The following is a 23,723-nucleotide window of genomic DNA, read 5'->3' as shown; positions in this document are numbered from 1 at the left end:
GCTATTCCCCCTTCGGGGTCAGCCGGAGCAGTCGGCGCTGAAGCCAGGTGACCAGGGCGATCATCGCCATGAAGATGATCGACTGGGCGGCGGCGTAGCCGAACTCCGAGTTGGCAAAGGTGCTGTAAATGCGGGTGGACAGGATGTCCAGGGCAGCCTTGGGCGGGTTGCCCGCGATACCGAGGATCAGGTCGAATGCCTTGAACGACTGGACGGTGGTGTAGGCCACCACAATGGACGTGGCCGGGGCCACGAATGGCCAGGTGATGGACTTGAACTGCTGCCACTTGTTGGCGCCGTCCATTTCGGCTGCTTCGTAGAGTTCCCTGGGGATGGCCTGCAGCCCCGCGATATAGACCACCATCATCTGGCCGGAATGGAACCACACCTGGGTGACAGCAACCCAGTAGAGGGCCTGGGCGTCATTGCCGAGGTAGGCCCCGCCGTCCACCCCCACGGTTCTGAGGACCGAGTTGGCCAGGCCGAAATTGGGGTCGTAGATGAACTTCCAGATGAAGGCCACGGACACCGAGGACAGGATGGTGGGGAAGAAGAACAGGGCGCGGAGCAGGATGCTGCCGCGTGAGTTCCGGGTGAGGAGCAGTGCCAGGACCAGCGAGAACGCCGTTTGGGCGATGACCACCAGCAGCACGAACTTCAGGTTGTTGGTCAGGGCATTGGTGAACAGCGAGTCCTTGGTGAACGCACGGATGAAGTTGTCCAGGCCCACGTAGTTGAAGGCCGCCGAGAAGCCGTTCCAGTCCGTGATGGCGTACTGGAAGGCCTGCAGCGTGGGCATCACCAGGAAGAAGGCGACGACGGCGACGGCGGGCAGTGGGAAGAGGTACAGTGCCGGATTCACCCGGGTGGGGGAGCGCCGGCGCACCTTGGGGGCGTTGGCGGAGGTTTGGCTCTCCGGCGCCTTGCCCTTGGCTGCGGTTCCGGGATGGATGCTCATAGCCGTTCATCAACAATCTTCTGGGCGGCGGCGGCTGCCTGTTCCGGGCTGGTGCCGGAGATGACGGCCGTGGCACTGGCCTCCACCGCATTGCGGACGTCGAGGTTCTGGAACTGGAAGCGGGCTGCGAGCGCCGTCTTCTTCTGCAGCCAGGGGCTCAGCCGCTTCAGGTCCGGGTTGGTGTACTCCACCTTGTCCACGGACACGTGCTGGGCGGTCTGGTTGGCGTAGTAGCCGGCGTTTTCGGGCTCGGAGAGGAAATCGATCCAGGCTGCCGCGGCGGCCTGGTTCTTGCTGGCCGAGTTGACGCCGAGGATGAACGTGGCGTTGTAGGCGCCCTCGTATTTGCCGTTGCCGTCGGAAGTGGTGTTGGGGAACACCAGGTCGATGGGGAACTTGGCGCCGAGTCCCCGCACTGCGGCGATGTGGTAGGAGCCGGTGGCCAGCATGGCAGCCTTGCCCTGGGAGAACAGGTTCTGGGCCGGTTCCACGGCGGTGCCGGTGGCGTTGGGCTGAACGAAGGGCTTCAGGTCCTTGTACTGGTTAAGCATCTTGATGAACCAGTCGTCGGTGCACTTGAGCTTGCCCTGTTCGATTTGGGCGCACATGTCGTCAACGGGGGCGTTGTTGGCAATCATGCAGTTGAACAGCTGGCCGCCGTTTCCGACATCGCCGCCCGGCCAGGAGATGGGGATGACACCGGCGGAGGCCAGCTTCTCGCACATGCCCAGGAACGCATCCCAGTTCTTGGGGGCGATCTCCGCACCGGCCTTGTCAAAGAGATCCACGTTGGCCATGGGCATGGGGAACACCACCTGGTAGGGCAGGCCCAGTTGGCTGTCGCCGTTCCGGCCCGCGGACAGCAGCCCCTTCTGGTAGTTGCCCACCGCCTTGCTGTCCTTGAGGTCGGTGTAGATGCCGGCTTCGGTGAAGTTCTTGAACTGGGCGCCGCGGAAGGTGGCAAAAGCGTCGCCGATCGAGCCGCCGCGCAGCTTCTGGAGGGCCTGGGCGTTGTAGTCGTTGGAGGTGGAGATGTCCTGGGCAACCTCCACGCCGTTGTGCTGGGCGGCGAAGCGCTTGATGAGTTCGTCGAACACGGCCTTGTCCTCGCCGCGCCAGTGGGCGAACGACACCCTGCCGGTCACGGCGCCGGTGGAGGGTGCCGCCGGTCCGGTGGCACCGCCGGGTTTGGTGGAACCGCCGGGCCCGGCGCACGCTGCCGCAGCGGCGCCGAAGCCCATGGCTCCCAGAAGGGCGACTGCCTGCCTGCGTGAAATCTGACTCACAATAATCTCCTCGTTGAGTGTTTGGTGTGCCTTGTTTGCTTACTGCGGAAAGGGTGTGCCCCGGTCAGGACGTTGGTGCGCGCCACTTATGGCTACGCGTGCGTCCTCTGCGCGGAGACGACGTCGTCAACGACGGCGCAGAGGCGGTGCAGCCGGCGGACGGCGTCGGTGGAGAGGGATTCGACGACGTCGGGGGCACCGATGCAGGATGCCCAGACGGCGCGTCCGGAGAGGAAGCCGCTGGCGCCTTCCAGGCAGGCCCACCGAACGGCATCCGGGAAGACGTCCTCGGGGACGCCGGAGGACAGGACCACCCAGGGGCCGTCGATGGCCTTGGTCAGTTCGGCGCAGGCGGCGCGGACCTGGTCTTCGGGGGCTTGGCCGTGGAAGGGGACCTCCGCTTTGTAGAGGTCGGCGCCCAGGCTTCCGAGTTCCTTGGCTGCGGCCAGGATGCCGGCATCCCAGTCAAAGTCGCCGCCGGCCAGGGGCTTGCGGGAGACGGGCTCGATGATGCTGATCAGTCCGGCGGACCGGCAGCTTTCCACGAATTCACGGACCATGGCCACACGGCCTTCGGCGGGCTCGTCCGGGCGGTAGAGGACCAGCAGCTTGAGGGCCTTCACGCCCAGGGCCGCGTACTTCTGCGGATCCACCAGCCGGTCGATGGTGACCTCGCCAACGAGCTCGCCGTGGGCGGATTCGAAGTGGTCGGCGGAGGCGATGAGCCCGCAGTTGGGGTCCACGACGCCGGCTTCGATGGCCTGGTCCAGGGCGAACTGACGGTCGATCAGGATGCCGGAGGCGTACGGGGTCAGGATCCGGGCCGCTTCAAGCTTGAAGTCGCGCAGGTCCTGGTCCGTGACGGGCTGGTCGGTGTGTTCGGCGAACATGTTCCGCATGGCTTCGCGCTGGTCCACGGCCAGCATGGCGAAGGCGCCTGAGGGGCGCTGGAGCGGGGAGAGGTCGGTATGGCTCATGGGGTGGCTTCTTTCGGTGGTCAGTTGGACGCTGGGACAAGATTGACGGTTTGGTGCGGGATGGCGGACCGGCCGTCCAGTCCGCCGCAGGAGGCGGAGGCGGTGCGCCCGGCGAATACGGCGGCTTCCACCAGTGGAAGTCCGGCAGCGACGGCGGCGAGCAGGGCGCCGTGGTAGACGTCGCCGGCACCGAGGGTGGACACAATGGTGGCGGGCGTGGCCGGGACGTGGACGGGTTCGGCGCCGCGTTCCAAAACCCAGGCACCTTCGGAGCCGGCGGTGGCGACGACGGCGGAGGCGCCGTCGTCAATTGCCTTCCGGAGCAGCGACTCAGGGGAGAGGTCCTCGCCGTATTCTGCGCGGAGCCTTTCGATGGTGGGGACGTACAGGGCCACGCCGCGGGGGCTGAAGGCGGGGATGGGGTTGCCGGCGTCCACGCTGATGGCCAGGCCGGCCGGCCGCGCGGGGGCATTGGCCACCGCGTTCCAGCCCAGGTGGTCCGTGTGGACCCAGGCCGCTGACTGGAGCAGTTCGGAGAAGCGGCTGTCCCCGGGGAAGCTGACCGGCGGGACCGGACGGGTGACGATGGCCCGGCTTTCGGTGGCCCTGCTGACCACGATCACGCTGGCACCGGTCTTGACGCCGGCGTCGCGGATCACGGCGGAGGTGTCCACGCCTTCTGCCTGAAGGCCGCTGACGATGCGGTCCCCTTCTTCGTCGGTTCCCAGGACGCCGGCAAAGGCCGTCCTGGCTCCGGCGCGGGCGGCCGCTACGGCTGCCGTGGCGGCGGGTCCGCCGCCCGCCGTGGCAAAGTCCGTGGCGACGGTGCGGCTGTCCGCGGCAGGGTAATCCTGCACCAGGGCGATGGCGTCAAGAGTGGCGCAGCCTACGAAGAGCAGGGTTCCGGTTGACGGTTGGGGCACGTTCCACCTCGTTGTAGTTCCGGCTGATACTGAAGAAATATACACATAGCATGTTGGAAAAACAACACTTTCTGTATAGTTGTGTTTGGGATGCAACGCCGCGGTCCCGCCCACTCAACGTAGAGAAACGGAGCAGCTCATGTCATTGCCTACTGCGGAATCGGTCCGGACCATCCGGTATGGCCTCATTGGAGCGGGCCATATGGCACGCGAACACGTCCGGAACCTTGCCCTGATCCCGGGAAGCCGCATCACCGCAGTCTCGGATCCCACACCCTCTTCACTGGAAGAGACGGTGAAGGAGATCGGCCATGAGGTGCGGACTTTCCCTTCCCACCAGGAGTTGCTGGCCTCGGGCCTGGTGGACGCGCTGGTGATTGCCAGCCCCAACGACACCCACCTGGGCATCCTCAAGGACATCTTCGCCAGCGGGACCAACCTTCCGGTCCTCGTGGAGAAGCCGGTGTGCACCACGGCGGAGCAGGCGGACGAACTGGAGGCGCTGGCCGGCAGCTACCCGGCCCCGGTGTGGGTGGCCATGGAATACCGGTACATGCCGCCGGTCCAGGAGATCATCCAGGCGGCGCATGGCGGCAAGCTGGGCAACATCCACATGCTCTCCATCGTGGAGCACCGCTTTCCGTTCCTGCACAAGGTGGATGCGTGGAACCGCTTTGCGGAACGGACCGGCGGGACGCTGGTGGAAAAGTGCTGCCACTTCTTTGACCTGATGCGCCTGATCCTGCAGGACGAGCCCGTACGCGTCTTCGCCAGCGGCGGCCACGACGTGAACCACATGGATGAGGTCTACGACGGCCGGGTGTCGGACATGCTGGACAACGCCTATGTGATCGTCGATTTCAAGGGCGGCCGCCGCGCCATGCTGGAGCTGTCCATGTTCGCCGAGGGATCCAAGTTCCAGGAACGCATCTCCATTGTTGGGGATGCTGCCAAGATTGAAACCCTCATCCCGGTGGCCGCCAACCACTGGATTCCCGGTGACCACGCTGAAGCGACGGTTGAATTCAGCCCACGGTCCCCGCTGGGTCCCGAAAAGCACGAGGTTCCGGTGGATGAGGCTGTCCTGGCGGCCGGCGCGCACCACGGCTCCACCTACTATGAGCACCAGGGCTTCCGGAAGGCCATCCTGGGCGAGGGGCCGGTGGAAGTCACCATTGCGGACGGACTGCAGTCCGTACGCATGGGCCTGGCCGCCGAACGCTCTATTACGGAAGGACGCCCCGTTGAGCTTGGCAATGCCGCCCTCGGGGTACGTTCATAAGAAGATACATGTTGGAATTGCAACATCCCGCCAGGCTCCTGCCCGGCGCACGGGGGAGGGAGAACAGCCAATGGGCACCGCAGATAAAGAGGCGCCGCTGACACCCCGCCAGCGCACCATCCTCGATGAGCTGGGCCGCCGGGGGTTCATTTCAACAAATGATCTGGCGGAGACCTTTGCCGTCTCCGACATGACGGTGCGGAGGGACACCCGGGTGCTGTCCAAGCGCGGACTAGCCCGGGTGGTCCACGGCGGCGTCAGCGCCGTGGACGGTCACGGCCAGAACGCGAACTTCGCCGCGCGCGTCCGGGAGGACGCGGACGCGAAGCTTCGGGTGGCCAGGGTGTGCCTCTCGATGATTGGCGAACGGGATGCCATCATCCTTGATGCCGGCACCACGACGTACCAGATCGCGCAGGAACTGCCCACGTCGTTCACCGGCACCATCATCACGCACTCCGCGCCCGCCATCCAGCGCTGCCTGCAGCTGACGGCGGCGCGCACCATCTGCCTGGGCGGGGAGCTGCTGCTGGACAGCCAGGCGTTCAACGGACCGATGACCGTCAGCGCCGCCTCCGGACTCCGTGCCAAGACAGCCTTTATTGGCGTCAGCGGCATCCATGACGAGGCGTTCTATATTGAGCGCGACGTGGAGCGCGCCACTAAGATCGCCCTTATGAATTCAGCGGAACAGGTAGTGGTGGTGGCAACCCACCAGAAGATGCTGCGGTACGCGCTGGCGCGGCTGGCGGCGTTCGACGCGGTGGACATCCTGGTCACGGACGCTCCGCCGCCGCGGGAGATCGAGACAGCCCTGCGCGCCGCCAACGTCAAGCTGATGGTTGCCGCATGACGGCCCGCCTGCGCGTGTGCCTGCCGTCCCGGGACCTGCTGGACGCACTGGCGCCGATTGACGGCGTCGACTTTGTCCTGTGGGACCTCACCGGGCCGGCGCCGGACGGCCGGCTGGACCTGCTGGTGCCCGGCTACATGGGCAAACCGGCGGCGCTCGCCGCACTGGAGGGCGTGGACGTCGGCCTGGTGCAGAGCCAGTCCATCGGGTACGACGGCGTCGCCTCGGTGCTGCCCGCCGGCGTCACCTTCGCCAACGCGGCGGGAGTCCATGAAACCTCGACGGCGGAGCTCGCCGTGGGGATGATGGTTGCTTCCCAGCGCGGCATTCCGGACTTTGTCCGGAACCAGGAAACCGGTACGTGGGACAACAGCCAGCGGCCCAGCCTGGCGGACCGGCGCGTGCTGCTGGTGGGTTACGGGGGAGTGGGCAAGGCCATCGAGGCCCGGCTCCTGCCGTTCGAAACCGACGTCACCCGGATGGCCAGCCGCGCCCGGGACGATGAGCGCGGGACCATCCTCGGGATCGATTCGCTGTACCAGCAGCTGCCGCTGCACGAGATTGTGGTGGTCAGCGTCCCCCTGGGCGAAGACACCAGGCAGTTGGTGGATGCGAAGTTCCTGGCGGCCATGCCGGACGGGGCCCTGCTGGTCAACGTGGCCCGCGGCCCGGTGGCGGATACCGGGGCCTTGCTGGCAGAGACCGCAAGCGGACGGCTCCGGGCCGTGCTGGACGTCACCGATCCGGAGCCGCTGCCCGCCGACCATCCGCTCTGGACCACTCCCGGCGTGCTCATCACACCGCACGTGGGCGGCGCCAGTTCGGCCATGTTCCCCCGGATGGTCCGGCTGCTCAGAAAGCAGATCGGGCTGCTGTTGGAGGGCAAGGACCCGGTAAACGTGGTCCTCCCTTAACCGCGGCGGTTCCCGCCCCTATGCTTGGCCCATGTCCACTTTTGAAGTCCGCCGCAGTTCCGTCATCCCTGCCGCCGCCGAAGACATCTTTCCGCTCGTCAACAACTTCCACGAATGGACTGCCTGGTCCCCCTGGGAGACCATCGACCCCGGCATGAGCCGCCGCTACTTCGGCACTGAAGCAGGCACGGGGGCCGGGTATGAGTGGAGCGGCAACCGCAAGGCGGGCAGCGGCACCATGGAGATCGAGGAGTCGGTGCCGTCGAACCTGGTCCGGATCCGGCTGCAGTTCACCAAGCCCTTCAAGGCCCTGAACCCCACCACCTTCACGTTCACCCCTGCCCCGGGCGGCACCGAAGTGACCTGGCGGATGACCGGCGAGAACAAGGGCCTGGGGAGGGTGTTCGCACTGTTCATGAACATGGACAAGATGGTGGGCGCCGATTTCGAACGCGGCCTGGCCGCGTTGGCTGCCACAGTGGCGGCACGAAAGAGCTGAGGCCGCCACATGGGTGTCGTTGACGAAGCCCTGGACAGGATTGACGGACCGGACCGCAGTTGCCTCCAGCACGTGGTGGAGATTGCGCGGTCCCTGGCTCCCGACGCCACGGAGGGCATGAGCTACGGCATGCCCGCCCTCAAACTGGACGGCAAACCGCTGGTGGCGGCCGTGGCCGCAGCAAAGCACCTCTCGGTTTTCCCGTTCTCCTCCGCGGTGGTGGAGGCAGTGGCCGGCCGGCTGGAGGGGTACTCCCTGTCCAAGGGGACCATCCGCTTCACGGCGGACCATCCAGTGCCGGACGACGTGCTCGCTGACATCGTCCGGCTGCGGATGGCAGAAATACGGAAATAGGGCGCAGGACGACGGCGGGACCTATGGTCCTTCCAGCCGGCCGCGCCAGTGCATAGCGTGGTGCCATGGCTGATACTCTCTCCTCCCTCGCAGACTCCTTCAAGAACATGGGCGTTGCCCGCGCGTACGGCTCTCCCGTGAATGTGGGCGGGGAGGACATTGTGCCGGTGGCGCTGGTGTCCTTCGGTTTTGGCGGCGGCACGGAATCGGACCAGGGGGCATCGGGCGGCGGGGGCGGCGGTTTCGTTGTCCCGTTGGGCGTGTACCGGACCGTGAATGGGCGCGCGGTCTTCCGCCCCAACACCATCGCCATGCTGGTGTGCCTTGTCCCATTGGTTTCTGTTGCCGGCGCGGCGTTCCGAAAAGCGGCGCGCTCGGCCCGGAAATAAGCGCCGGCCGGCGGCCCGGCATTCCATAAAATTCCCCTATTTCGTCCCCGGTAATTCGGTTCCATAATGGCCTCGTAGACTTCGGGAACCTCCCGCCGCTGTCCTGTGCCACGGCGGAACCAGGGGTTCCAGGTGGCCGCCCCGGCAATCGGCGGGAAGGACGGCCACGAGGCCCGGCCGGGACGGCCGGACTGTTTCAGGGGGAGAGCAACGCCACTAAATGCACAAGGAGAATTGTCATGCTCAAGGATAGGGAAATCATGGCTGTGCTGCCGGCCAAGGATATTGACCGGGCACGGGAGTTTTACCGGGACAAGTTGGGACTGGAGCCGGTCCAGACGGTCGAAAACGACAACCTTATCTACCGCTGCGGCAAGGGAACGGGCTTCCTGCTCTACCAGACGGACAACGCCGGTTCCGCCAAGAACACCCAGATGTCCTGGGGCGTCGATGACGTCGAAAAGGAAGTGGAGGAACTGCGGGGCCGCGGCGTCGTCTTTGAGGAGTACGACATGCCGGGACTCAAGACCGAGAACGGCATCGCAACGATGGAAGGCATGGGCAAGGGTGCGTGGTTCCTCGACAGCGAGGGCAACATCCTGAACATTTCCTCGATCCCCGTCACGTAGCCATCCGCCTTGCACAGGCGCATACTCAATCACCTGGCAGCAAAGCCATAAGTACGACGCCGGCACGTGCCGCCCAGAGCACCCGCACCCGGGTGCGTGGCAGCGGCAGGCCGGCGCCGCCGTCGTAAGCGGCCTGAAAGGAAGGCGCGGGAATGGGCGCGGAAGACATGGTTCCGGAGACAAAAGGCGTCTCGGTGGAGTTGCTGGCGGCCGTAGACCTTGACGGTGAGATTGACGGGATGGAAGGCCGGCAGCTGCGGATGCGGAGGGTGACGATCGACCCCGGCGGGGTCTTCGGGCCCCTCCATGACCATGTGGGGCGACCCGGAACCGTCTTCATCCTGCAGGGAACCATCACCGACCACCGCGACGGCGCCGCCACGGACTATGGGCCCGGAGTGGGCTGGCCGGAGGACCGGAACACCACCCACTGGCTGGAGAACAGGGGGACGGTCCCGGCGGTGGAAATCTCCGTGGATATCGTCACCAAGCTTCCGTCATAAGTCCACGTGTTGTAAAAACCGGTGGCTTATCCGCCGTGTTCTGGGTATCTTGTGCATACCCGTGGTTGAGCAGTCAGCTGGCAAGTTACTCATGGGAGCCACTGATGGACGCCGCTGCTGACCAGCCACCTTCCGGGAGGATCCGTCCCGGCACCAGCTCACAGGGCAGGGTGTTCCATGCCTTCCGGCGCTGGCCGCTCGTCCCGGCCGCCGACCTGCTCCTGCTGCGCCACGCGCTCGTCGGCCAAGATTCCTCCACCGAACCGGACCACGCGTCCGCTCTCCGATGCCTCGTCGACGACGAACTCACGCGCCGGCTGGCCCTCCCGCCCGCTCCGGGGGACTAAGACTGCCGTGGGTCGGTAACGTGTGACATTGGGGGACCGGCCCACGGCCCAAATAAGCCGTCTGTTCCTTCCCCCGCCAGCCAATTCAAACGGCGGGCTGGCGCCGCCCCAGCGCCAGCCGCAGGGCGGCGCGGAGGGTGAGCCGGTTCCGCCTGGTTACCGCGATGACGGCTGCGACACCCGCCAGCAGCACCACGATCCCGCCTGCGGCCACGGACCAGCGGGCGCCGAACTGGCTCCCGATCCAACCGACCAGCGGTGAACCCAGGGCGGTGCCGCCCTGCAGGATGGCCAGGTACAGGGCCAGCACGCGACCGCGGAACTGTGGCTCCACGGACAGCTGGATGCTGGTATTGCAGCTGTTCAGGAACGTGATGGACGCCAGCCCCACGGGAATGAGGAGGGCAGCGTAGGCCCAGAAAGACGGCGCGACGCTGCCCAGGATGGTGAAGACACCCAGGCCCAGCGCCCCGCCCAGCAGGAACCTCAGCCGAGGACGGGACCTGCGGGCCGCCAGGAGGGCGCCGGCCAGGGTGCCCACCGCCATGATGGAACCGAGAAGCCCGAATTCACCCGGGCCCATGCGGAATTCGGTGGTGGCCATCAGCGAGTTGATGACGGGAAAGTTCATGCCGAACGCGCCCAGGACGCCCACCAGGACCATGATCAGCATCAAGTCCGGCCTTCGGCGCACGTAGCGGATGCCCTCAACCACCTGGTGCTTGTTCCGCTCGCCCTTTGCCACCGGGGCGGGCTGGGTAATGCGGATCCTGAACAGCGAGACCAGGACGGCCGCGAAGCTCGCCGCGTTGAGCAGGAACACCGGGCCCGTTCCTGCCCAGGCGATGAGCACCCCCGCGATCGCGGGGCCTGTGAGCCGGGCGGTGTTGAAGGAGGCGGAATTCAGGGCCACCGCATTGGAGATGTTCTCCTGCCCCACCAGTTCCGAGACGAAGGCCTGGCGCGCCGGTGCGTCCACGGCACTGGCAACGCCCAGGCAGAAGGCCGCCACGTACGCATGCCACAGTTGGGCGGTGCCGGTCACCACCAGGAGGCCGATGGCGAGGCCGGTGGATGCCATGGCCAACTGCGTCCACATGAGGATAATGCGCTTCCGGTACCGGTCAGCCAGGACTCCGCCGTAAGGGCCGAACAGCAGCATGGGCAAAAACTGCAGGCCCGTGGTGAGGCCGACGGCGGCGCCTGAGTGGTCGGTGAGAACGGTCAGGACCAGCCAGTCCTGGGCCACGCGCTGCATCCAGGTGCCGATGTTGGAAACGATCGCACCGCTGGCCCAGATGCGGTAGTTGGGGTTTTCGAGGGCCCGGAACATCGCGCTCATTTGCCGCTCATTTCCTGCATGATGCGGGCCGCCCGGCTGAGGGTAAGCCTGTCGTCCTCGCTGAGCCCGGCCACGCGCTGGGCCAGCCAGGCCGTCCGCTGGCTCCGTGCCTCGGCGAGGACCGTCCTTCCCGCATCCGTGATGTCCACGCGGACCTGCCGCCCGTCGTCGGGGTCTGCGCTCCTGGTGACGAAGCCCTGGTCGGCGAGCGCGTTGACGATCCTGGTCATGGACGGCGCCTGGACGTGCTCACTCTCGGCAAGTGCCCGGAGCGTGCTGGGGCCGCTGCCGTTCAGCAGGGCCAGGACTGTGTATTGCCCGGGGGTGATGATGTCGCCCGTTGCCTCAACGCGGAGCCGGCGTGAAGTACGCATCACGGCGGTGCGGAGCTCGATGGCGAGGGTATCGGGCGTGGTGGGGTCTGCGGTTGCTGTGTTCTTCGTTTGGGTGGGTGACATGTATGCGGGTGCGCCTCCTGCTGACGTTCCTTAGCAGTGCTAATTAGTTCTGCTAACTATTATGGTCTGCTTGCTTATCAATGGGCAACAGCCTGCGGTGTGGGTTTGGTGACATGCTCCGGCAGAATAGGAGGCGTGACTGGGGGCAGAGCTGATGTAAAGCGCAAATCCGCGTTGTCGTGGAAAGGAAAAGCGAACCTTGCGGTGGCCGTCCTGGTCATCTGCCTGGGCCCGATCCTGATTGGCGTGGGCAGTTTCATGATCAACGCCGACGAGGAGCTTGCGCGGACCGGGACACAGGCCACCGGAACGATTGTCCACTTCAAGGACGTCACCAAAGCCTCCTCGCGCAGGATGCAGGTTGAATTCACGGCGGCGGACGGGCTGCCCCACAGGACGTTCGCGGCCGTTGACCACGACCAGCATCCCGTCGTCGGCAGCGAAGCCACGGCGGTCTATGCCGAAAATGACCCGGCCAGGGCCGTTGTGCTGGGCTATGAGAGCGACGGTGTGTGGTTCCGTGGCGTGGGCATTGTACTGACCGTCATCTTCGGCGGACTGGGACTGCTGCTCTGCCTTGGGGTTGGCACCGCGGCCCTCCGTGCCAAATTCCGGAAACCCGCCACAAACCACGTGGTCTGAGACTGTCACGGCTCTTGGGTCTGGCCGCTGCGGCTCGGCGGGCGTAGGCTCGGTCCACCATGACCGAGCAGCAGCCCTTTGAATTGATCCGGCGCTATCCGCATTTCGAGCTGCGCCGGTATCCGGACTACGTGGTGGCCGAAGTGACGGTCACCGCGGATTTTGACCGCGCCGGCAATGCCGCCTTCCGGCATCTCTTCAACTACATCAGCGGCAGCAATAATGCCCGGCAGAAACTGGCCATGACCGCTCCGGTGCTCCAGGAACCAGGGCCCCGGAAACTGGCAATGACCACCCCCGTACTCCAGTCCGGTCCGGTGCCGGGGTCGGGGGAGCCTGCCGAATATTTGGTGGCGTTCGTCCTTCCGTCCGGCGTGACAGCTGACGGCGCTCCGGTCCCTGCCCATCCCATGGTCAGGATCCGCGCGGTGCCAGGTTCCCTTGCCGCAGTGCTGGGATTCTCCGGCAGCGGTTCGGCATCGGCTTTCCAGAAGCGCAACGACGGCCTGCAGGCTTCGCTCACCCTGGCCGGGCTGACTCCCGTGGGGACGCCGAGATTCGCCCGCTTCGACCCGCCGTTCAAGCCGTGGTTCCTGCGCCACAATGAGGTTGTCCAGGATGTCCTGGAACCCCAGGCGGGTGGAACGGCACCGGGCGCTTAGCTGGAAGCAATGCTGTAGGTTTCTTTCCCCCTCCCCACCCGATACTTTCCTGCCTGCCCGGAAAGATCCCTATTCGGGCAACCACGCATAACGGATGGCCAGTCCGCACTCCGCTGCCCCATTCTCTGGGTATTGCTGCCCTTATGGATGGTTGCAGGGGGCGCGGAGTCTCCTCCCACTTTCCGTTTTCTGTTGTTATTGCTGAAACTTTACGATAGTTTCTCACTGTGATGCAGGTCGCACTGGTGGGAGCCCGCGGCCATGATGCCAACAAAAGGACGATGATGACCCGCGAGCACAGCACCAGCACCTCCGAACACCGCTTCAAACGCCTGCACGAACGTCTGGGCGGCATCGCCTACGGGGGTGACTACAACCCCGAACAGTGGCCACGCGAGGTGTGGGACCAGGATGTCCGGCTCATGAAGCAAGCGGGCGTCAACCTGGTTACCCTGGCCGTCTTTTCCTGGAGCCGGCTCGAGACAGCCGACGGTCTTTACGACTTTGGCTGGCTGGACGAGGTGATGGACCTGCTGCACCGGAACGGCATCGGCGTGGACCTGGCCACTCCGGACGCCGTCCCGCCGGCCTGGTTGATCGCCCAGCACCCGGACATCCTGCCCGTCCTGGCCGACGGCTCTACGTTCGGCTTCGGCTCCCGACAGCACTTCGACGTCTCCCATCCTGCTTACCGGGAAAAATCGCTGGCCATGGCAGAGAAGATGGGGGAGCGCTACGCTGCCCACCCGGCCCTGCGCATGTGGCATGTAAACAACGAGTACGGACCGGTCTCGTACGGCCCGTACGCCGACCGCGCCTTCCGGGCATGGCTGCAGGAAAAATACGGCGACCTGGAGAACCTGAACCAGGCATGGAGCACCGACGTATGGGGACAGCGCTACTCCGACTGGTCACAGGTGAACGCACCCGCCCAGCCGCGCACGTGGTCCAACCCGTCCCGCCGCCTTGATTACCACCGGTTCACTTCGGACAGCATGCTGGAGCACTACAAGGCCGAGCGGGACATCCTGCGCCGGTACACGCCAGATCTGCCGATTGTCACCAACTTCATGCGCTTCTACAAGAACAACGATTACTGGGCCTGGGCTGCTGAGGAGGACGCCGCGGCCCTGGACATCTACCCGGACCCGCGCGAGGAAGACGCCCACGTGGCCGCGGCGCTCAACTTCGACCTGATGCGCTCGCTCCGCCGCGGCCAGCCATGGCTGGTGATGGAACAGGCTACCGGCGCCGTCAGCCAGTGGTCCGTCAACGTCTCCAAGCTGCCCGGCAAAATGAGGCTTGGCTCCTACCAGGCCATCGCGCAGGGCGCCGATTCCATCCTCTTCTTCCAGTGGCGCCAGGCCAGGGGCGGCACCGAACGCTTCCACTCCGGCATGGTCAACCACGCCGGGCCCAATACGCGCATTTTCCGGGAAGTTTGTGAACTGGGCCAGGAACTCAAGGGCCTGGCCGGCCTCACCGGCACACGCTCCAGCGCCAAGGTCGCGCTGGTCTTCGACTGGGACTGCTGGTGGGCCCTGGAACTGGGGAACTCCCCGCGCTCGGACCTGAACTACGCCCAGGAAGTCCTCCGCCTCTACCGCCCCTTCTTCGACGCCAACATATCCGTGGACTTCGTGAACACCACCAGCGACCTCAGCCAGTACGGCATGGTGGTCCTGCCGGCGTCGTACCTGCTCACCGACCAGGCCGCCGGGAACATCGAGGACTATGTGGCCCGCGGCGGGCATCTGGTGGCCAGCTACCTCTCCGGCATCGTGGACCAGGACAACACCATCCTCCTGGGCGGCTACCCGGGCGCGCTGCGCAACGTCCTGGGAGTGTGGAGCGAGGAGATGCATCCGCTGGCCGGGGAGGGCGAGGCAGTCAAGCTTTCAACGGCCGACGGCGGTACGGCCTCAGCCGATTACTGGACCGAGCACCTGCACACCACCACGGCTGACGTTGTTGCGAGCTATGCCTCCGGCCGGCTGGAAGGCTCGCCCGCCGTCACCCGCAACAGCTTCGGCGCCGGCACTGCCGTGTACCTGTCGGCCAGGGTGGACAGCTCCTTCCTTGCGGAACTGCTCTCAACTGAACGTGCCGCTGCGGGAATCCGCGCGGAACTGGACGCGCCGCTGGGAGTGCAGGTCCGCCGTCGTGCCGGCAACGGACGCAGCTACCTGCTGGTCCTGAACCACAACGATGCACCCGCCAGGGTGGACGTGGGGCAGGGCGGCACAGACCAGCTCACCGGAGCCAATGTCACCGGCACGGTGGAGCTCGCCGCCAACGGCGTGCTGGTGCTGGAGGAAATACCCACTAAAGACTCAACCGCAGAAACGGGCCGGTAGGAGGCAGTCATGGCCATGCGATTGGAAGTACCTCCCGAGGCGGTCCCCACGGACGCCGATGCGCGAACTGAAAAACCGCGGAACAAACCCGGAGGCTGGAAGCTGGCCTTCAGGCGGGACTGGCGGCTCTACACCCTGGTGCTGTTGCCGCTGGCCTACTTCGCCATCTTCCGGTACCTGCCCATGGCAGGCAACGTGATCGCGTTCCGGCAGTTCCAGCCCGGCGGCAGCATCTTCGGCGAGAAATGGGTGGGCCTGAAATACGTCACCCTCTTCATCAACGATCCCAGCTTTTGGCAAGCGTTCCAGAACACCATCATCCTGGGCGTGCTGACACTGCTGTTCTGCTTCCCGATGCCCATCATCTTCGCGCTGATGCTGAACGAACTGCGTTCGCAGAAGTTCAAGAAGTTCGTCCAGACCGTGGCCTACCTGCCGCACTTCATGTCCGTGGTGATCATCGCCGGCATGATCCTGCAGAACTTCTCCATGACAGGCACCGTAAACCAAATTGCCAACTCGCTGTTCGGCACCACGGTTAACTTCACCCAGGACGCCGCGTGGTTCCGGCCCATGTACATTAGCTCCGAGGTGTGGCAGACCATGGGGTGGGGAGCCATCCTCTACCTGGCCGCCCTGACCCGGGTGGACGAATCGCTGTACGAGGCAGCCCGGATCGATGGCGCCAACCGCTGGCAGCAGACCTGGCATGTGACCCTGCCGGCCATCCGGCCCACCATCATCACACTGCTGATCCTCAACATCGGCACGTTCATGGCCGTGGGCTTCGAAAAGATCCTACTGATCTACAACCCGCTGAACTACCAGACCTCGGATGTCATCTCCACCTACCTGTACCGGGTGGGCCTTGAATCGTCGAACTTCAGCTACGCGGCGGCGATCGGCATGTTCGAATCCGTCATCGGCCTCACGCTGATTCTCTCCGCCAACGCCATATCCAAGCGGCTCGCCGGAACGAGCCTGTGGTGAAGGGGACAACTGTGAAAGGGACAGCCGTGAAAGAACCCGGCGCGAAAGCAGCACCAAAGGACACAGGTGTCCTGGTCAAGGACATGAAGGTTTCACGCAGCATGCGGCTGTTCCGGGTGGTGAACCTGGCCTTCCTGCTGGTGGTGGTGTTCCTGACCTTGTATCCGTTCCTGAACATCCTGGCGCAGAGCTTCTCAAGCGAAGGATTCATTAACGCCGGCAAGGTCAACCTGTTCCCCATGGGCTTCAACACCGAGACTTACCAGCTGATCCTGGCCGACTCGGTCTTTTGGCGGAACTACGGCAACACGATTCTGTACACCGTGGTGGCCACGGCTATCTCCATGGTGCTGACCACAAGCTTCGCGTATGCCATCGCGAGGAAGGACCTGAAAGGGCGCAGCCTGTTCATCGGCATCGCGGTGTTCACCATGTTCTTCAATGGCGGCCTGATCCCCAACTATGTGCTCATCACCTCGCTTGGAATGCGGGACACCTTATGGGCCGTAGTGCTGCCCAACGCCATCAGCGTCTTCAACCTGCTCATCATGAAGTCGTTCTTCGAGAACATGCCGCGTGAACTGGAGGAAGCGGCCGCCATTGACGGACTTACCCAGTACGGGGTGCTTTTCAAGGTGGTCCTGCCGCTGAGCAAGGCAATCGTTGCCACCATGGTCCTGTTTTACGCAGTAGCCAACTGGAACTCCTGGTTCCAGGCGTTCCTGTACCTGGACAACCCCGATCTGTTCCCGGTGACCATCTACCTTCGCAACATGATTGCCGGCGTCACCACGGCAGGCTCCGCCGGCGGTACCGCGGAGAACGTGGGCCAGATTGCCGCGAACATCCAGTCCGTCACCATCGTCCTGACCGTGATCCCCATCCTCTGCGTCTACCCCTTTGTCCAGAAGTACTTCTTTTCGGGCGTCATGCTCGGCTCCGTCAAGGAATAACCCTTATGAAAGGAAAACCCATGATCCGCAGACGAGATTTCCTCGGCCTGTCCGCGCTCGCAGCCTTCGGCCTGGTGATGGCGGGATGTGACTCTGACTCCGGCAGCAAGGCCGATACCTCAAAGGCCCGCAATGGTGCGATGGACAGCTTTGGGGTTGGGGACACGTTCAAGGCGACGGCGCCGCTGAGCTTCACCTTCCTGTTCAGCGATCAGCCCACCTATCCATACAAGAAGGACTGGCTCCTGTTCTCCAAGATGGCCAGCGACAACAACGTCACCCTGGAACCGACCATCGTTCCCAGCAGCGACTACGAGCAGAAGCGCAGCCTGTTGATCAGTTCCGGCAAGGCCCCGGAGATAATTGCCAAGACCTACCCGGGGCAGGAGAGCGCGTATGTATCCTCCGGCGCCGTCCTTCCCGTCAGCGACTACGTGGACCTCATGCCGCACTACCAGGACAAGATCAAGAAGTGGAAGCTGGAGCCTGAGATTGCAGGCCTCACCCAGGAGGACGGCAAGTACTACGTCCTGCCCGGTCTGCACGAGGAACTCTGGCCGGACTACACGCTGGCGTTCCGGACCGACGTGCTGGAGAAGGACGGGATCGCGGAGCCCAAGACATGGGACGAGTTCCGGGAGGTGCTGCGCAAACTCAAGAAGAACCATCCCGATGTGGTGCCCTTTTCCGACCGGTTCAACGGCAACAGCGTGCTGAACATTGCCGGCACCGCCTTTGGCACCGTGGCAGGCTGGGGCCTGGTGGACGGACTGACGTTCGATGAAGGCAAGAAGGAGTTCGCCTTCGGTGCCGGCAGCGGCCAGTTCAAGGATCTTGTGACCTACTTCAACTCCTTGGTTTCGGAGGGGCTGATGGATCCGGAAAGCTTCACGCAGACCGATGATTCGGCCATCCAGAAGTTCACCTCGGGCAAGTCGTTTGTGATCAGCGCCAACTCCCAAAACATCATCACGTACCGCACGTCAATGGAGCAGTCTCTGGGGAAGGGCAACTTCGCCGTCCGAAAGATCACGGTTCCCGGCGGCCCCGCAGGCGATGTCATTGGCGGTTCCCGGCTGGAAAACGGCATCATGCTGAACGCGTCCGTGAAGGACAAGGACAGCTTCGTGGCGCTGATGCAGTACATCGACTGGCTGTTCTACAGCGACGAAGGCCAGGAGTTCGCCAAGTGGGGGGTGCAGGGCACCACCTACAACAAGGAAGGCGGCAAACGCATCCTGGCCAAGGACATCAACTTCCAGGGCCTGAATCCGGGCGGCACCAAAGACCTGCGCGTGGATTACGGCTTCTCCGGCGGTAACTTCGCCTACGGGGGCACCACGGACCTGCTCCAGTCCACCTTCAATGAGGAAGAGCTGGCCTTCCAAAAGGCCATGAAGAGCAAGAAGCCCAGGCCCGTTGCCCCGCCCGTCCCGTTCAGCGACACCGACCGGGAGCAAGCCACCCTGACTCTCACGCCACTGAAGGACCACGTCAAGCAGAACACCTTGAAGTTCATCACCGGCCAGCGCAGCCTCTCGGAGTTCGACGCCTACGTCAAAGAGCTGGACAGCAAGGGCATGGGCAAATACGTAGAGTTGGCCAACAAGGCCTACAAGGCATACGCCGAAAAGAAGTAGGGCGTACGACGGCGGCCGCGGGCCTTCCGCGGTGACCGAAAGGCAGTCAGTGGTTCAGAAGAAGGCGGAGTACGGAGCCGGCCCCCTGTTCAGGGCGGCCGGTACCGTTGCGGGCGTGATGATGGGCTCGGTCCTCCTGGGGCTGGCCAATATCCTGCTGCTGCCGGCCCTGGTGGCGGCACCCATCGCGGGGGCCTGGCCCCTTGTGGTGGCACTCGTTCCGGCGGGGCCGGCCCTGGTGGCGTGCATGTACGCATTCAACCGAATGGCCGCCGGCCATGAGGGCGGGGTTTACCAGGACTTCGTCCGCGGGTACCGGATGAATCTGGGGCAGGCCCTGCAGGTTTGGGTGCCGTACCTTTTGGTTCTGGCCGTCATCGCGGTCAACCTGGCCGGGCTGTCCTCGCTGCATCCGGGCAACCCGGCCACGCCCGCGCTCAGGCCGGCGATGCTGCTCCTCGCAGTGCTCGTGGCCACCGCCGGCCTGAATGCTTTGCTGCTGCTGTCCAGGTTTTCGTTCCGGACCCGGGACCTCTACCGGCTCTCCCTGTACAGCTTCAGTGCCCGGAAGCGGGTTTCACTGGGCAACGCCGGGATCCTGTTCGTCGCGGGAACCCTGCTGCTGGTGACCACTGCGTACCTGCTGCCGGTTCTCGCCGGCACCGTAGTGTTTCTGGTGTGCCTGAACTCCCGGCCGCTGCTGGCGCTGGTTGAGGAGAAATTCACCGCCGCCTGACCGGTCATGGGTGCAGTTCAGCTGGTTCGGGAAGCCGCTGACTGGATGGCCCCGGCGAGGTCGCGGGGACGGCTCCACATGGGCCAATGCCCCGTTGGGAGGTCGATGACGTCGAGGTGTTCAATGTTCGCCACTTCGGCAAACATGGCATGCCCGGAGCGGGCGAGCTCCAGCACCTGCGCGCCCGGGATCGAGCAGCACACCAGGGTGGTCCGGACCTTGTGGCGGGCATCGTTCGTGAGCTCGACGGCCTGACGAAGCACAGGGCCGGGTTCAGGGACAGCCCGGGCCCGAAAACGCTCGAGGACTTTTGGGCTCAGGCCGTCGAGGCTCGCCTGCTGGGCCAGGACATCGAAGGGCGGCAGCGGAAGCTCCGCCAACTCCTCCGGGATGCCCGGGCCGAAGGCGCTTCCCGGTGCCACAGGGCCGGAGTCGACCCACACCACTCGATGGACAAGCTCAGGGTGTCGGTCCAGGACGAGGCTGACGGGGGCGTTTGCCCCGCTGTGGGCGACGAGAGTGGCGGGGTGGTCCCCAGAGGCCCCGAGTTGGCTGATGACGTCCAGGACCGCCGCGGCCTGGTCGTCGAGGGTCTTTGCCGCACGCCCGGGATCGTCCCCGTCGAGACCGGGCAGCGTCATCGCGACGGCGCGGGATTGGTCGGTTGCCAGGTGTTCCAGCACTTCATCCCACGCCCAGGCGCCCAGCCAGTGGCCGGCGATGAGAATGATGACGGGACGGCTTGCAGTAGTTGTCATGCCAATAGCCTCGCAGCCGCCTTGGACAAGGGTGTGTCACTATTTATGTCATGAATCTGCCCGGGCTTGAACGGTGAAGCGGGTCGAACGGCTCCATGCCCTCTCCGAGATATTGCGCCGCAGCGGCAGGCAGGGGGTTTCTGCCGAACGGCTGGCTGCAGAACTTGAGGTATCTGTTCGCACCATCAAGAGGGACCTCGATGCGTTGGAGAACAGCGGTGCGCCGGTATGGTCCCGCCCAGGTCCGGGCGGTGGCTATGGGTTGGCTGCAGGCGGGTCCCTGCCGCCAGTCAGCCTGTCCCCGGCGCAGGCCGTGGCGCTCATGGCAGCGGTGTCCGCTGCGTCGGATGCCCCCTACGCCGATCTGGCAGCAGCAGGTGTCCGGAAGATCATGGATGTCCTCGATCCCAAAACACGGGCACGAGCCGACGCATTGGCCCACCGTGTCTGGGTCAACGCCCTTCCCTCCTCGTCGCGGGCCATCAAGTCGGTACTGGAGGAGGGGATGGCCGAGCAGCGCGTGATTCGCCTTCGCTACACATCCGGGGACGGGACCACCACCACCCGCGACGTCGAGCCGGTGCTGTTCGCAGCCACCAACGGCCAGTGGTACCTGGTTGGGTGGTGCCGGCTGCGCAACGCCATGCGGTGGTTCACCGTTTCGCGAATCGAGCGGGCCAGCGTCACCAAGACGGCCTGCAGTGGCCATGGCATCCATGAGGTTGGGGAACCCCCGGCAAACGCCAGGCCGGTGCACGGCCGGGGGTGAGTCCTCAATCAACCTCTCGGGTCAGTACACGCCCGGAGCGGCGCCACCGTTGCCGGTGTCAGCATGTCCCGGTCAAAACCCACGACGCGGCGGCCGCCCTGCAGGATGAGTTCGTGGCTGTGGGTGTCCCGGCTGCTGGAGGTCGACACGTGCAGCTTCACCAGGCCCGGCGTCACCACCCGCTTCAGATCCACCCCTGTGAAGGACGTCCGGTCGGCGTGCACCGTGAACTCGACCCTCGCCGATGCGCCGGCGGCAAGGTCCACCCGGGCGTAGCCAATCAGTTCGCGGAGGGGCCGCACCACCTCGCCCACCGGGTCCTCGAGGTACAGCTGCACCACTTCGGCGCCGTCAACGGGGCCGGTATTGGTCACGGTGCATCCCACGGTGACGGCATCCGCGGTGGACATGGCGTCCGCACTGGCCGAGTGGCAGGAAAAGTCGAAGGTCGTGTAAGACAGGCCGTGCCCAAAGCTGAACAGTGGCGAGGGGTCCAGCGCGCTGACGCCGGACGGCCCGGCCAGGCGGCTGTGCAGGTAGGTGCCGGGTTGTCCGCCGGAAGTTCGGGGTACGGAAACGGGCAGTTTGCCGGACGGGTTGACGGCCCCTGTCAGGATGTCCCAGAGCGCCTCCGCGCCCTCTTCGCCGGGAAAGAAGCCCTGGACGATCGCCCCGGCCCGGTCCGCGAAGTCGCCCAGGGCGTAAGGCCGGCCGCTGAGGACCACGACGACGGTGCGCGTTCCGGCGGCCTCGGCCGCGGTGAGCACCTGGTCGAGCATGCGGTGCTGGTCCCCGGGCAACTGAAGGTCAGCTGCGTCGTTGCCTTCCCCGGAGGTGCCGCGGCCGAAGAGGCCGGCGTTGTCGCCCACCACGATTACGCAGGTGTCCACCGACGCGGCAGTCCGGCAGGCCTCCGCGATCTGTTCGTCCGTGATGGCCTCGCAGGTGCCGGTCGCAGCGCTGCGCAGCGATCCGAAACGGTTTCTGCCTGCCGAGGCCACGGTGGGAACGTAAACACCCATGGGAACGTCCGGGTGTGATGCGCCCACATGCGCGTCAAATGAGTAGCAGCCCAGCATTGCGAATGGATCCTCTGCCAGGGGCCCCACCACGCCAAGCGAGGCCAACGCCGTAACGGGCAGCGGGAGGCTGGCGCCGCCGTCGTGCATCCCGTTGGTCAGCAGCACCAATGACTGGGCGGCGATCTCGCGGGCCAAAGCCCGGTTCCCGGCTGGATCCAGGTCGACGGCTCCGGCGCTGAGGACCGGGGGTGCGGGGTCAAAATCCGGCGCGAGCAGCCCGGCCTCCTGCTTCTGCCGCAGCACCCGGCGAAGGGCAGTGTCCACCAGGGATTCGGGGACCTCGCCGGAGCGCACGCGCTCAAGCAGGGGCGTGCCATAGCAGTTCACTGTAGGCAACTCCACGTCAACGCCCGCTCTGAGTGCCAAGGCGGCTGCATCGCCGGAATCGGCGGCAACGCCGTGGGTGACATGCAGGAAGGCGATGCCGAAGTAGTCGGCAACCACGGTGCCGGCGAAGCCCCACTCGTCGCGCAGCAGCGAGGTCAGCAGTGCGCGGTTGGCGGCTGCAGGAATGCCGTCGGTGTCCGTGTACGCATGCATCACGGAGCGGGCTCCGCCGTGTTTAAGCGCCATTTCGAACGGGGGCAGCATCACGTCCGCCAACTCGCGCGGGCCCATGGACACCGGTGCATGGTTGCGTCCGGCGCGGGACGCAGAGTAGCCAACGAAGTGCTTGAGCGTGGCCACGATTCCGGACCCTTCCAGCCCGGAGACGTAGGCGCTGGCTACCGTGCCCACCAGGTAGGGGTCCTCGCCGATGGTCTCCTCCACCCTGCCCCAGCGCAGGTCCCGCACAACGTCCAGCACGGGAGCCAGCCCCTGGTGGACGCCGAGTGCCCGCATCTGCCCACCAATGAGACCCGCCATCCGCCGGATCAGCGGAGGGTTAAAGGTCGCGCCCCACGCCAGGGGGACGGGGAAAGCCGTGGCCTTCCACGCAGCCAAGCCGGCGAGGCATTCCTCATGGACCTGCGCCGGAATGCGGAAGCGTGAGGCCGCCATGATCTGTTCCTGCGCCGCGGCCAGCCGCCGGGCGCCCTCGAGAGGCTCCAAGGGCACCGTGCCGTACATGCGGGTGATCTGCCCCAGTCCGGAGGCAATCATCTCCTCCCAGGAGCGCGCGTCGCCGGCCATCTCATTCTGCAGCGGCGCTACGGAGTCTCCGTCCGTGGACGCATTAACCCACACACCTGCCAGTTGGGCCAGCTTCTCTTCCAGGGTCATGTGCCGCACCAGCTCATCAATGGAGAGGCGTTCGACGGCGTCACGGGAGCCGTTGCCGGCGGCCGGGGAGGTGATGGCTTGCTTTTCGGCGGCACCGCTGGTCACGGGCGTCTCCTGGGATCGTAGGAAGTTTCTAAGAAACTATCAGAAACTATTGTTTACTTTCTAGGTCCTAAAGCATTGACTCTTCAAAGAT

25 protein-coding genes are annotated in these 23,723 nt (G+C 65.1%); 17 read left to right on the top strand and 8 right to left on the bottom strand.

Annotation, left to right across the window (positions count from 1 at the left end; genetic code table 11):
• Position 1: 1 nt before the first annotated feature.
• From AC6JAM_RS04015 to AC6JAM_RS04000, 4 genes are all read right to left on the bottom strand, one after another.
• Complete coding sequence (locus tag AC6JAM_RS04015; RefSeq protein ID WP_018771351.1) at positions 2 to 958, bottom strand: carbohydrate ABC transporter permease; 957 nt, start codon at positions 956 to 958, stop codon at positions 2 to 4.
• Entirely contained in the window at positions 955 to 2,244 is a 1,290-nt protein-coding gene (locus tag AC6JAM_RS04010; protein WP_144601326.1) for an ABC transporter substrate-binding protein, read from the bottom strand. Before AC6JAM_RS04010 ends, AC6JAM_RS04015 begins: the two co-directional genes overlap by 4 nt.
• A 92-nt stretch (positions 2,245 to 2,336) precedes the next feature.
• Entirely contained in the window at positions 2,337 to 3,221 is an 885-nt protein-coding gene (locus AC6JAM_RS04005) for an aldolase (RefSeq protein ID WP_495635350.1), read from the bottom strand.
• A 20-nt stretch (positions 3,222 to 3,241) separates the two neighbouring features.
• Positions 3,242 to 4,144, bottom strand: coding sequence for a PfkB family carbohydrate kinase (locus AC6JAM_RS04000; RefSeq protein WP_018771348.1), 903 nt, complete (start codon positions 4,142 to 4,144; stop codon positions 3,242 to 3,244).
• Between the two features lie 139 nt (positions 4,145 to 4,283).
• Here AC6JAM_RS04000 and AC6JAM_RS03995 point away from each other — a divergent pair, with 139 nt between their 5' ends.
• The 9 genes from AC6JAM_RS03995 (at position 4,284) to AC6JAM_RS03955 (ending at position 9,914) form a co-directional block, all read left to right on the top strand.
• On the top strand, positions 4,284 to 5,426 hold the full coding sequence (locus AC6JAM_RS03995; RefSeq protein ID WP_026266087.1) for a Gfo/Idh/MocA family protein: 1,143 nt from the start codon (positions 4,284 to 4,286) through the stop codon (positions 5,424 to 5,426).
• Positions 5,427 to 5,496: 70 nt separating this feature from the next.
• On the top strand, positions 5,497 to 6,279 hold the full coding sequence (locus AC6JAM_RS03990; protein ID WP_018771346.1) for a DeoR/GlpR family DNA-binding transcription regulator: 783 nt from the start codon (positions 5,497 to 5,499) through the stop codon (positions 6,277 to 6,279).
• Positions 6,276 to 7,193, top strand: coding sequence for a 2-hydroxyacid dehydrogenase (locus AC6JAM_RS03985; RefSeq protein ID WP_497934115.1), 918 nt, complete (start codon positions 6,276 to 6,278; stop codon positions 7,191 to 7,193). Before AC6JAM_RS03990 ends, AC6JAM_RS03985 begins: the two co-directional genes overlap by 4 nt.
• A gap of 31 nt (positions 7,194 to 7,224) precedes the next feature.
• Positions 7,225 to 7,692, top strand: coding sequence for an SRPBCC family protein (locus AC6JAM_RS03980; RefSeq protein ID WP_056389409.1), 468 nt, complete (start codon positions 7,225 to 7,227; stop codon positions 7,690 to 7,692).
• A gap of 9 nt (positions 7,693 to 7,701) precedes the next feature.
• Positions 7,702 to 8,046, top strand: a complete 345-nt coding sequence (locus tag AC6JAM_RS03975; RefSeq protein WP_018771343.1) for an iron chaperone — start codon at positions 7,702 to 7,704, stop codon at positions 8,044 to 8,046.
• A 65-nt stretch (positions 8,047 to 8,111) separates the two neighbouring features.
• Positions 8,112 to 8,435: a hypothetical protein gene (locus AC6JAM_RS03970; RefSeq protein ID WP_026266086.1), complete on the top strand. Its 324-nt coding sequence runs from the start codon at positions 8,112 to 8,114 to the stop codon at positions 8,433 to 8,435.
• A 239-nt stretch (positions 8,436 to 8,674) separates the two neighbouring features.
• Positions 8,675 to 9,064, top strand: coding sequence for a VOC family protein (locus AC6JAM_RS03965; protein WP_018771341.1), 390 nt, complete (start codon positions 8,675 to 8,677; stop codon positions 9,062 to 9,064).
• Positions 9,065 to 9,216: 152 nt separating this feature from the next.
• Positions 9,217 to 9,567, top strand: coding sequence for a cupin domain-containing protein (locus AC6JAM_RS03960; protein WP_497934114.1), 351 nt, complete (start codon positions 9,217 to 9,219; stop codon positions 9,565 to 9,567).
• Between the two features lie 104 nt (positions 9,568 to 9,671).
• Positions 9,672 to 9,914, top strand: coding sequence for a hypothetical protein (locus AC6JAM_RS03955; RefSeq protein ID WP_497934113.1), 243 nt, complete (start codon positions 9,672 to 9,674; stop codon positions 9,912 to 9,914).
• 85 nt (positions 9,915 to 9,999) lie between these two features.
• Here the strand turns inward: AC6JAM_RS03955 and AC6JAM_RS03950 are convergent, their stop codons facing one another.
• The gene (locus tag AC6JAM_RS03950) at positions 10,000 to 11,256 is read right to left on the bottom strand and encodes an MFS transporter (RefSeq protein WP_497934112.1); all 1,257 of its coding nucleotides are present in this window, start codon (positions 11,254 to 11,256) and stop codon (positions 10,000 to 10,002) included.
• Positions 11,253 to 11,714, bottom strand: coding sequence for a MarR family winged helix-turn-helix transcriptional regulator (locus tag AC6JAM_RS03945; protein WP_018771337.1), 462 nt, complete (start codon positions 11,712 to 11,714; stop codon positions 11,253 to 11,255). Before AC6JAM_RS03945 ends, AC6JAM_RS03950 begins: the two co-directional genes overlap by 4 nt.
• A 135-nt stretch (positions 11,715 to 11,849) precedes the next feature.
• Here AC6JAM_RS03945 and AC6JAM_RS03940 point away from each other — a divergent pair, with 135 nt between their 5' ends.
• The 7 genes from AC6JAM_RS03940 to AC6JAM_RS03910 all read left to right on the top strand — a co-directional run bounded on the left by AC6JAM_RS03940 (position 11,850) and on the right by AC6JAM_RS03910 (position 19,694).
• Complete coding sequence (locus AC6JAM_RS03940; protein ID WP_497934111.1) at positions 11,850 to 12,356, top strand: DUF3592 domain-containing protein; 507 nt, start codon at positions 11,850 to 11,852, stop codon at positions 12,354 to 12,356.
• Positions 12,357 to 12,415: 59 nt separating this feature from the next.
• Positions 12,416 to 13,018 (top strand): SOUL family heme-binding protein, encoded by a 603-nt coding sequence (locus tag AC6JAM_RS03935; protein WP_497934110.1) that lies wholly within the window; start codon positions 12,416 to 12,418, stop codon positions 13,016 to 13,018.
• Positions 13,019 to 13,248: 230 nt separating this feature from the next.
• On the top strand, positions 13,249 to 15,375 hold the full coding sequence (locus tag AC6JAM_RS03930) for a beta-galactosidase (RefSeq protein ID WP_497935899.1): 2,127 nt from the start codon (positions 13,249 to 13,251) through the stop codon (positions 15,373 to 15,375).
• Between the two features lie 9 nt (positions 15,376 to 15,384).
• Complete coding sequence (locus tag AC6JAM_RS03925; RefSeq protein WP_018771333.1) at positions 15,385 to 16,365, top strand: ABC transporter permease; 981 nt, start codon at positions 15,385 to 15,387, stop codon at positions 16,363 to 16,365.
• A gap of 83 nt (positions 16,366 to 16,448) precedes the next feature.
• The gene (locus AC6JAM_RS03920; protein ID WP_026266084.1) at positions 16,449 to 17,318 is read left to right on the top strand and encodes a carbohydrate ABC transporter permease; all 870 of its coding nucleotides are present in this window, start codon (positions 16,449 to 16,451) and stop codon (positions 17,316 to 17,318) included.
• Positions 17,319 to 17,323: 5 nt separating this feature from the next.
• Positions 17,324 to 18,958: an ABC transporter substrate-binding protein gene (locus tag AC6JAM_RS03915; protein WP_056389425.1), complete on the top strand. Its 1,635-nt coding sequence runs from the start codon at positions 17,324 to 17,326 to the stop codon at positions 18,956 to 18,958.
• A 49-nt stretch (positions 18,959 to 19,007) separates the two neighbouring features.
• Positions 19,008 to 19,694, top strand: a complete 687-nt coding sequence (locus AC6JAM_RS03910) for a DUF624 domain-containing protein (protein WP_134165941.1) — start codon at positions 19,008 to 19,010, stop codon at positions 19,692 to 19,694.
• Positions 19,695 to 19,711: 17 nt separating this feature from the next.
• Here the strand turns inward: AC6JAM_RS03910 and AC6JAM_RS03905 are convergent, their stop codons facing one another.
• The gene (locus AC6JAM_RS03905; RefSeq protein WP_478222271.1) at positions 19,712 to 20,452 is read right to left on the bottom strand and encodes an alpha/beta fold hydrolase; all 741 of its coding nucleotides are present in this window, start codon (positions 20,450 to 20,452) and stop codon (positions 19,712 to 19,714) included.
• A 73-nt stretch (positions 20,453 to 20,525) separates the two neighbouring features.
• On the opposite strand from AC6JAM_RS03905, the gene AC6JAM_RS03900 reads away from it, so the two are divergent.
• Positions 20,526 to 21,221: a helix-turn-helix transcriptional regulator gene (locus AC6JAM_RS03900; RefSeq protein WP_497934109.1), complete on the top strand. Its 696-nt coding sequence runs from the start codon at positions 20,526 to 20,528 to the stop codon at positions 21,219 to 21,221.
• Positions 21,222 to 21,229: 8 nt separating this feature from the next.
• Here AC6JAM_RS03900 and AC6JAM_RS03895 read toward each other — a convergent pair whose 3' ends face one another.
• Positions 21,230 to 23,632 carry a glycoside hydrolase family 3 N-terminal domain-containing protein gene (locus tag AC6JAM_RS03895; protein WP_495635358.1) on the bottom strand — a complete coding sequence of 801 codons (2,403 nt, stop codon included), beginning with the start codon at positions 23,630 to 23,632 and terminating at the stop codon, positions 21,230 to 21,232.
• Between the last annotated feature and the right edge of the window lie 91 nt (positions 23,633 to 23,723).

Source organism: Arthrobacter sp. GmRoot5-12, assembly GCF_059739365.1.
This window is presented reverse-complemented; position numbering and strand designations above follow the sequence as displayed.